Source organism: Reyranella sp. (genome assembly GCF_050185545.1).
Taxonomy (GTDB): domain Bacteria; phylum Pseudomonadota; class Alphaproteobacteria; order Reyranellales; family Reyranellaceae; genus Reyranella.
This window is the reverse complement of the sequence record NZ_JBFWZI010000245.1, coordinates 1-8,996: the sequence shown is the minus strand read 5'-3', so window position 1 is coordinate 8,996 and position 8,996 is coordinate 1. Positions and strand designations below refer to the sequence as shown.

7 protein-coding genes and 1 pseudogene are annotated in these 8,996 nt (G+C 69.8%); 5 read left to right on the top strand and 3 right to left on the bottom strand.

All coding sequences use genetic code 11. From position 1 onward, the window contains the following. From AB7O82_RS34635 to AB7O82_RS34625, 3 genes and pseudogenes are all read right to left on the bottom strand, one after another. Positions 1-557, bottom strand: a pseudogene (locus tag AB7O82_RS34635) (CCA tRNA nucleotidyltransferase); the annotation flags it as partial. Between the two features lie 207 nt (positions 558-764). Beyond that, the gene (locus AB7O82_RS34630; protein WP_428539697.1) at positions 765-998 is read right to left on the bottom strand and encodes a hypothetical protein; all 234 of its coding nucleotides are present in this window, start codon (positions 996-998) and stop codon (positions 765-767) included. A 33-nt stretch (positions 999-1,031) separates the two neighbouring features. Beyond that, positions 1,032-1,658, bottom strand: coding sequence for a CoA pyrophosphatase (locus AB7O82_RS34625; protein WP_428539694.1), 627 nt, complete (start codon positions 1,656-1,658; stop codon positions 1,032-1,034). 68 nt (positions 1,659-1,726) lie between these two features. On the opposite strand from AB7O82_RS34625, the gene AB7O82_RS34620 reads away from it, so the two are divergent. The 5 genes from AB7O82_RS34620 to AB7O82_RS34600 are packed head-to-tail and all read left to right on the top strand — an operon-like array spanning position 1,727 to position 8,677. Further along, entirely contained in the window at positions 1,727-2,740 is a 1,014-nt protein-coding gene (locus AB7O82_RS34620; protein ID WP_428539691.1) for an AAA family ATPase, read from the top strand. Next, entirely contained in the window at positions 2,741-3,637 is an 897-nt protein-coding gene (locus AB7O82_RS34615; protein WP_428539688.1) for a DUF58 domain-containing protein, read from the top strand. Next, positions 3,637-3,792 (top strand): hypothetical protein, encoded by a 156-nt coding sequence (locus AB7O82_RS34610; RefSeq protein ID WP_428539685.1) that lies wholly within the window; start codon positions 3,637-3,639, stop codon positions 3,790-3,792. The genes AB7O82_RS34615 and AB7O82_RS34610 overlap by 1 nt, the downstream gene beginning before the upstream one ends. Next, the gene (locus tag AB7O82_RS34605) at positions 3,786-6,581 is read left to right on the top strand and encodes a DUF4159 domain-containing protein (protein WP_428539682.1); all 2,796 of its coding nucleotides are present in this window, start codon (positions 3,786-3,788) and stop codon (positions 6,579-6,581) included. The genes AB7O82_RS34610 and AB7O82_RS34605 overlap by 7 nt, the downstream gene beginning before the upstream one ends. Further along, positions 6,578-8,677 carry a hypothetical protein gene (locus AB7O82_RS34600; protein WP_428539679.1) on the top strand — a complete coding sequence of 700 codons (2,100 nt, stop codon included), beginning with the start codon at positions 6,578-6,580 and terminating at the stop codon, positions 8,675-8,677. The genes AB7O82_RS34605 and AB7O82_RS34600 overlap by 4 nt, the downstream gene beginning before the upstream one ends. The last annotated feature ends 319 nt before the right edge of the window (positions 8,678-8,996 follow it).

Below are 8,996 nucleotides of genomic sequence, written 5' to 3'. Positions count from 1 at the left end.
TCGAGCGGAGGGCGGCCGAACCAGGCGTAGAAGCGGAAGAAGCGCAGGACGCGCAGACGATCCTCCTCGATGCGGCGGTCGGCATCACCGATGAAGCGCACGCGGCCGGCGGCGAGGTCGGCACGCCCGTCGAACGGATCGAACAGCGTTCCGTCGGGCGCGGCGTAGAGCGCGTTGAACGTGAAGTCGCGCCGGCTGGCATCGACGAACCAGTCGTCGGTGAAGGCGACGATGGCGCGCCGGCCGTCGGTCTCGACGTCGCGGCGCAGCGTCGTGAGCTCGAACGGCCGGCGCTCGATTACCGCGGTCACCGTGCCGTGCTTGATGCCGGTCGGCACGACCTTGATCGCCGCCGCCTCGAGCGCCTGCACGACCACATCAGGCGGTTTGTCGACAGCGAGGTCGATGTCGCCGATCGCCCGGCCGAGCAAGGTGTCGCGCACGCAACCGCCGACGAAGCGCGCGCCGACGCCGCCCTGCGCCAGCGCCGCGAGCAGGCGGCGCACGGCGGGGGCGTCCATCCAGGGGGCGTGGAGGGTGTCGCCGACTTCGATCATTGCCCAAGACTCGCCTCCCCCGTCTTACGGGGGAGGTGGCCCGCAGGGTCGGAGGGGGTAGGCCTCAAACGAGGTCTCTCTGATTTCGACGTCGGAATCGGATGAATCACGACCGAGGCCTTCCCCCTCCGCCCCCGTTCGGGGGCACCCACCCCCTGTGACGGGGGAGGAATGCAAAGGTGAGAGGCACCCACGCGCGAATCCTTCTTACGATGCGAACAGGCCGCCATAGCCCTGGTCCTGGGTGAAGAACATGACGATGAAGCCCACGATCGTGCAGAGCAGGCCGGCAATGGCGAGCCAGGTGATCGGCAGGTCCTGCCAGGACGGCAAGGTGCCGGCGAGCTTGCGCTGCTCCTTGATCTTGACCGCCCAGGCCCACACGAAGAAGGCGGCGGTCGGCGCCAACACCAGCAACAGCACCAGAAGGACGATGCGCATGGCGCGGACTCCGCGGCCATCCCTTCGACCGGGTCAGTCGACAGCGGACAGCACGTACTGCAGATTTTTCAGCATACCGGCAGTGGCGCCCCAAATGTAGCGTTCACCGTACGGCATGGCGTAATAGCGCCGCTCGCGGCCCTGCCAGACGCGGCTGTCGATACGATGGTTCTTCTCGTCGAGGAAGAACGCCAGCGGCACCTCGAAGACGTCAGCCACCTCGCGCGGGTCGGCGCGGGTGGTGAAGCCCGGCGTCACCAGCCCGACCACCGGGGTGATGTCGTAGCCGGTGCCGGTCCGGTAGTGGTCGACCGAACCGATGACCTCGACAAACTGTCGCGCCAGCCCCACTTCCTCCTCGGCCTCGCGCAGGGCGGTATCGACGGAATCGGTGTCACCGGCCTGTGGCCGGCCGCCGGGAAAGGCGATCTGGCCGGCGTGGCTCGGCATGTCGTCGGTCCGCTGGGTCAGGAGCACGGTCAGCGCAGGTTCCCGGCGAATGATCGGCACCAGCACGGCGGCCGGTCGAAAGTTGGTCGGTTTCGGCACCACCCCGTTCAGCGAGAAGTCGCTGCCGAGCGGAGGGAGTTCGACTGGCAAACCGGATGCCAAACGGTGACTGCGTTCGCGTACCCGCTGCACGATTTCGTCAACTGTCATGCCCTTGTTCCGGCCTCAATTCTGGGCTTCCCTGACATCCAATCCCCCTCGATCACAGGAGTGCCCAAGTGGCTCCCGATACTTCCACTGCGACCGACGCCGACGCCCTCGCCGCCCTGGCCGACATCGAACGCCTGGGGGGACAGCTGCGCGCAGCCCGCGCTGCCATCGGCAAGGTCATTTATGGCCAGCAGGATGTCATCGATCAAACCCTGGTGTCACTCCTGTCCGGTGGCCACCTGTTGCTGATCGGCGTGCCCGGCCTCGCCAAGACCAAGCTGGTCGAGACGCTGGGCGTCGTGCTGGGCATGGATGCCAAGCGCATCCAGTTCACGCCCGACCTGATGCCGGCCGACATCCTGGGCTCCGAGGTGCTGGAGGAGACCGACGCCGGCCGCCGCTCCTTCCGCTTCATCGAGGGCCCGGTGTTCGCCCAGCTCCTGATGGCTGACGAAATCAACCGCGCCAGCCCGCGCACCCAGTCGGCGCTGCTGCAGAGCATGCAGGAGAAGCACGTCACCGTGGCCGGCAAACGCTACGACCTGCCGGAGCCGTTCCACGTGCTCGCCACCCAGAATCCGCTGGAGCAAGAAGGCACCTATCCGCTGCCGGAAGCCCAGCTGGACCGCTTCTTGCTGCAGGTCGACGTGGGCTATCCCGACGAGGCCGCGGAACGTCAGATCATGATCGGCACGACCGGCGCCAGCGCGCCGACGACCACGCAGGCGCTGACGCCCGCCGACCTGATGGCGGCGCAAACCCTGGTGCGCCGCCTGCCGATCGGCGAGAGCGTGGTCGATGCCATCCTGAAGCTGGTGCGCGCCGGCCGCCCCGAATCGAGCGACCTCGACATCGTGCGCCAGCGCGTCGCCTGGGGTCCCGGCCCGCGCGCCAGCCAGGCCTTCATGCTGGCCTGCCGCGCCCGTGCCATCATCCAGGGCCGTCTCGCGCCCTCGGTCGACGATGTCGTGGCGCTGGCCGGACCGATCCTGCGCCATCGCATGGCGGTGAATTTCTCGGCGCGCGCCGAGGGCATCACGGTCGAGACGGTGATCAGCCAGATGTGTGCACGCCTGGGTTAAATGGCCTCTGCTTCAACCCTCAACCGGTCGCTCGAGCTCGCCGGAACGCTGCCGGCCCTGATGGTGGCGGCCGATCGCGTCGCCGCGACCGTGATCCAGGGCGTGCACGGCCGGCGACGGGTCGGCCAGGGCGACGCCTTCTGGCAGTACCGGCCCTATCGCGACGGTGACAGCGCGAGCCAGATCGATTGGCGCCAGAGCGCGCGCAGCCGCCACCTGTTCGTGCGCGAGACCGAATGGGAGGCGGCGGCGAGCGTCTGGCTGTGGCGCGACGCCTCGCCCTCCATGCAGTACGCTTCGCTGCGCAACAGCGACACCAAGGCGCTGCGCGCCGAGCTGATCACCCTCGCGCTGGCAAGCCTGCTCAGCGATGCCGGCGAGCGCGTGGCCGTGCTCGGCTCGGGCATGCGGCCGATCTCGGGACGCATCGCCGTGCGACGCATCGCCGAGACCCTGTACGACGAGACCCGCAATACGAGCCGTCCGCCGCCCAGCCTGCCGCCGCTGGTGCCGCTGCCGGCGCATGGCACTGTCGTGCTGGTGTCCGACTGGCTCGATCCCCTGGACAAGATCGAGGAGGTGGTGCGCCACTACGCTAGCGGCGGTGTGCGCGGCCATATCGTGCAGGTGCTCGATCCGGCGGAAGAGGACCTGCCGTTCGACGGTCACGTGAAGTTCGAAGGGCTCGAGGCCGAAGGCCAGCACACGATCCGGCGCGTCGAGACGGTGCGCACGGCTTACGGCGCGCGGCTGGCCGCGCAGCGCGAAGGCCTGCAGCGCCTGGCCCGGCCGTCCAACTGGACCGTGCACCTTCATCGCACCGACAAGCCGGCGCAGACGGTGCTGCTCTCCCTTTACATGGCCATGGCTGACCTGCGTCGGCTGACGGCGGCGTGATGGTGATGAAGATCGCTGACGAAAAGATTCATGTCGTCCTGAGCAAGGCGCTTGCGCAGCAAGCGCCGTTAGCGAAGGACCTCATCGCCGCGCGCAACCGGCATGAGATCCTTCGCTTCGCTCAGGATGACACGCTGGGGCGCGTGTCATGCTGAGTCTCGGCGCCTTCGCCTTTGCTGCTCCGGGAATGCTGGCGCTCCTGCTGGCGTTGCCGGTGATCTACTGGCTGCTGCGGCTGATCCCGCCGCTGCCCAAGCTCGTGCGCTTCCCGGCGATCCGCCTGCTGATCGGCCTGGAGCCTTCCGAGCAGACGCCGATGAAGATGCCGTGGTGGCTGCTGCTGCTGCGGCTGTTGCTGGCGACGGCGCTGATCCTGGCGATGGCCCGGCCGGTCCTCAACCCGCAGGCCGACCTGCCCGGCAGCGGCCCGCTGCTGCTGGTGATCGACGATGGCTGGTCGTCGGCGCCCGGCTGGACGACGCGCATCACCCATGCCGAGCGGCTGATCCAGCGCGCCGAGCGCGCCAATCGCCCGGTCGTCCTCGCCGGCACGGCGCCGGTAGCCATCGATGCGCCGGCCCTGCGCCGCGGCGCCTTGCGCGCCGACGATGCGCGCACCGTGCTGCGCGCCTTCCGTCCGAAGCCATGGCCGACCGACCGCGCCGCTGCCGTCACGACGATCGACCAGATGCAGGTCGATCCCGGCGCCTACGCCGTGTGGCTGAGCGATGGGCTGGAGGATGAAGGCGCGGCAAAGCTCACCGAACGGCTGCGCCGCTTCGAAGGCCTGCAGGTCGTGCTGCCCGACCAGGCGACGACGCCGCTGCTGCTGTTGCCGCCCGCCACCGGTGGGCGCGACCTCAAGGTGCAGGCGCTGCGTCCGGCGGCCGACGGCCCGCGCAAGGTCGCCATCCAGGCGGCGGACGACCAGGGCCGCGTGGTCGCCCGCATCGATCTCGACTTCGCCGCCACGGCGACCAAGGGCGAAGGCACGCTGCCGGCGCCGGCCGAGCTGCGCAACCGCGTGGCGCGGCTCGACATCGAGACGCAGGGTGGCGCCGGCAGCACGGTGCTGCTCGACGAGCGCTCGCGCCGCCGCCCCGTGGCCGTCCTCGGCGAGCGCCCGACCGCGACCGGCCAGCCGCTCCTGCAGGAAGTCTACTTCCTCGAACGGGCGCTCGATCCCTATGTCAGCCTGACGATCGGCGATCGCGAGACCGTGCTGACGCGCAACACCGCGGTGCTGCTGGTGCCCGACGGCGCCGTGCCCTCGGCCAACGATCGCGAGGAGATCGCCAAGTGGATCGAGCGCGGCGGTGTGGCCGTGCGTTTCGCCGGCCCCAACATTGCCGCCGGCAACGATCCGCTGGTGCCGACGCGACTGCGCCTGGGCGACCGCGCGCTGGGCGGCGTCATGAGCTGGGGCCAGCCCAGCGCGCTTGCCGAGTTCCCGGCCAACAGCCCATTCCTCGGCATCCCGATCCCGAAGGACGTGCGCATCTCGCAACAGGTGCTGGCCGAGCCGACGCCCGATCTCGCCGACAAGACGTGGGCGAGGCTGGCCGACGGCACCCCGCTGGTCACCGCCGAGAAGCGCGGACAAGGCTACCTCGTGCTGATCCACACCACGGCCAACACCGGCTGGAGCAATCTCGCCATCTCGGGTCTGTTCGTGAACATGCTGCAGCGCCTGGTCACGCTGTCGCGTGGCGTCGCCGGCGACGGCGTCAACAAGGCGCTGAAGCCGTGGCGCACGCTCGACGGCTTCGGCCGACTCGGCGCGCCGCCGGCCGGCGCCCAGATCCTGCCGGCCGATGCGATCGAGACGTTCAAGCCCAGGCCGACGACACCGCCCGGCCTCTACGGTGACGAGAACGCCCAGGTCGCCTTCAACATCGGCGGTCATGTCGGCGAGCCCAAGCCGCTGGTGCTGCCCGGCGGCGTCAGCACCGATCGCCTGTCCGAGGGCGGCGAGACCGACCTGTCGCGCTGGTTCCTGCTCGGGGCGCTACTGTTGCTGCTGGCCGATATCTTCATCGCCCTGTGGCTGCGTGGCCTGCTGGGACGCGCCGTGCGCATCCGTCGTGCGGCTCCGGCGGCGCTGGCGGTGCTGGCCGTCGTTGCGGTCATGGCGCCGGCGCCGCCGTCGGACGCCCAGCAGCCGGTGCCGCAGGCGCGGCCGCAGCGTGTCGCCGACCAGCCGGCGCGGCCAGGCCCACCGCCGCTCAGCGAGGAGCAGGCGCTCAAAGGCTCGCTCGACATCCGCCTCGCCTACATCATCACCGGCGACAAGGAAGTCGACGATCTCAGCAAGGCGGGCCTCGAGGGCTTGAGCGAGATCTTGCGCAGCCGCACCTCGGTCGAGCCCGCCGATCCGGTCGGCCTCGATCTGGAGCGCGATGAGCCCAGGCTCTATCCGCTGATCTACTGGCCGATCACCTCGACCCAGCCGGCGCTGTCGCCGCGCGCCTCGGCGGCCCTCGATCGCTACCTGCGCACCGGCGGCATCCTGTTCATCGACACGCGCGACCAGCAGATGAGCTTCGACCGGCCGGCCGGCGGCAATCCCGACCTCAAGCGGCTGCTGAGCGGCATCGAGACGCCACCGCTCGTCGCCATGCCGCCGGACCATGTGCTCACCAAGTCGTTCTATCTCCTCTCGGACATGCCGGGTCGCTGGCAGGGCGGCAAGATCTGGATCGAGTCGGGCGGCGGGCGCGTCAATGACGGCGTCACGACGATCGTGATCGGCGCCAACGACTATGCCGGCGCCTGGGCGGTCGATCAGCGCGGCCGCGGCCTGCTGCCGGTATCGCCGGGCGCGGAGACCCAGCGCGAGATGTCCTATCGCGTCGGGGTCAACCTCGTGATGCATGCGCTCACCGGCAACTACAAGGACGACCAAGTCCATCTGCAGGACATCATGCAGAGGCTCCGGCGGTGAGCACGGTTTCCGCCGTATCCGTCGTCTTCGATCCATTATTGCCGTGGTGGCTGCTGGCGGCGCTGGGCGGACTCGGCGTGGTGCTGGTCGGGCTCAGCCTGCGCGCCGGCGCGCGCGGCGCCCTGCTGCGGCTTGGCGCAATCGCCGTCGTGCTGGCCGCCCTCGCCAACCCGGCGCTTGTCGAGGAGCAGAGGAAGCCGATTGCCGATGTCGCCCTGATCGTGATCGACGACAGCGATTCGATGACGATCGGCGAGCGCCGTAGCCAGGTCCAGGCGGCGCGCGACTCGCTGAAACGCCGGCTCGGCCAGCAGGAAGGCCTCGAGATTCGCGAGGTCGTGCTGCCGCCGGCGCGCATCCAGCTCGGCAGCGAGCGGCCGGGCGGCACGCGCCTGATCGAGGCGATGCGCTCGGCGCTGGTCGAGGTGCCGCCCGAGCGGCTGGCCGGCGTGGTGCTGCTGAGCGACGGCCAGGTGCACGACGTGCCGGCCATCGAGTCCGCGAGGGGCCTGCCGCCGGAGCTGGGCGGTGCGCCGGTGCATGCCCTGATCGCCGGCAAGAGAAACGAGCGAGACCGGCTGATCGTGCTCGACCAGGCGCCGCGCTTCGGCGTGGTCGGCCGTGAGGTCGCCGTCAAGTTCAAGATCGAGGATCCGTCGGGGGGCACCGCGCCGGTGACGCTCTCGGTCGGCGGCGAGGTGGTGCGGCGGATCGACGTGCCGGTCGGCAAGTCGATCGAGCTGCCGATCACGGTCGGCAATCCCGGCGCCAACGTGGTCGAGCTCGAGGTCGCGGCCGGCCCCAGCGAGCTCACGCTCGACAACAACCGCGCGCTGTTCACCATCAACGGCGTGCGCGACCGCCTGCGCGTGCTGCTGGTGTCCGGCGAGCCCTACCAGGGCGAGCGGGCGTGGCGGAACCTGCTGCGCAGCGATCCCGCCGTCGACCTGGTGCATTTCACCATCCTGCGCACGCCGTCGAAGGAAGACATTGTGCCGGTGCGCGAGCTCAGCCTGATCCCCTTCCCGATGAAGGAGCTGTTCGAGCAGAAGCTCAAGGAATTCGATCTCATCATCTTCGACCGCTACGAAACCGGCGGCCTGATCACGCGCGAATACTTCCGCAACATCGCCGAGTACGTGAAGGCGGGCGGCGCACTGCTGGTCTCGGTCGGGCCGGTGTTCGCCACCGATCGTTCCCTCTACCGCACGCCGATCGGCGGCGTGCTGCCGGCGGCGCCGCTCGGGCAGGTGGTCGAAGCGCCCTTCAAGCCCAAGGTCAGCGAGGTCGGCCAGCGCCATCCCGTCGCCGCCAACCTGCCGCAGGCCGGCGACGCCGGGAAGGAGCCCGACTGGGGCCGCTGGTTCCGCCTGGTCACCTCGCGCACCGAGCGCGGCAACACCATCCTCTCCGGCGCGGATGACCAGCCGCTGATCGTGCTCGATCGCGTCGGCGAAGGTCGCGTGGCGCAGCTCCTATCGGATCATCTGTGGCTGTGGAACCGCGGCATCGACGGCGGCGGGCCGCAGCCCGAGCTGGTGCGCCGTGTCGCCCACTGGCTGATGAAGGAGCCCGACCTCGAGGAGGAGGCGCTGCGCGCCACCTCGGTCGGCGGTCGCATCGAGGTCCGGCGCCGCACGCTGGCGACCACCTTCCCGCCGGTGACGATGACCGCGCCCGACGGCTCGACCCGCACGCTCGCCTTGAACCAGGCGAGCCCCGGCGTGGGCCTCGCCGTGGTCGACGTCGACAAGCCCGGCCTCTACCGCTTCGACGACGGCACGCTGCGCACCGTCGCCGCGGTCGGCAATCCCGACCCGCTGGAATTCTCCGACGTGCGCGCCACCGACGCCAGGCTCAAGCCGCTGGTCGACGCCTCGGGCGGCACGCTGCTGTGGCTCGCCGACACAGCCGACCCCGACATCCGCTCGGTGCGGCCCGGCCGCGCCGCCGGCGGCTCGGACTGGATCGGCCTGCGCCGCAACGAAGGCTACACCGTCGCCGGCATCAACCAGTTGCCGCTGCTGCCGGGTATCCTGGTGGCACTCGCCTTCCTGATGGCCATCGGCAGCGCCTGGTGGCGCGAGGGTCGGTGACGGGCGTGTGCGGACCTTTGAGTTGGTTGGCCGATGCTTAGTGACCTGACTCGACCAGCAACACCTCATCCCGAGGAGCGCTCAAAGGGCGCGTCTCGAAGGATGGGGATCAGGCACGGTACCGGTTGCCCATGCTTCGAGACGCGAGCTTCGCTCGCTCCTCAGCATGAGGATTTTGGGTTGCTCAGCCGCGCAGTGACTGAGAGGTGTGGGCCGTGAACACGACCTCTGCTGTTTCCGTCGTCTTCGACCCGCTGCTGCCGTGGTGGTTGCTGGCCGTGCTGGGCGGCATCGGCCTGGTGCTGGTCCTGCTAGGCCT

Coding starts and splice junctions, on each gene's coding strand:
- AB7O82_RS34630 (WP_428539697.1), bottom strand. CDS start 998: ATGCGCATCGTCCTTCTGGTGCTGTTGCTGGTGTTGGCGCCGACCGCC.
- AB7O82_RS34605 (WP_428539682.1), top strand. CDS start 3,786: ATGCTGAGTCTCGGCGCCTTCGCCTTTGCTGCTCCGGGAATGCTGGCG.
- AB7O82_RS34610 (WP_428539685.1), top strand. CDS start 3,637: ATGGTGATGAAGATCGCTGACGAAAAGATTCATGTCGTCCTGAGCAAG.
- AB7O82_RS34615 (WP_428539688.1), top strand. CDS start 2,741: ATGGCCTCTGCTTCAACCCTCAACCGGTCGCTCGAGCTCGCCGGAACG.
- AB7O82_RS34625 (WP_428539694.1), bottom strand. CDS start 1,658: ATGACAGTTGACGAAATCGTGCAGCGGGTACGCGAACGCAGTCACCGT.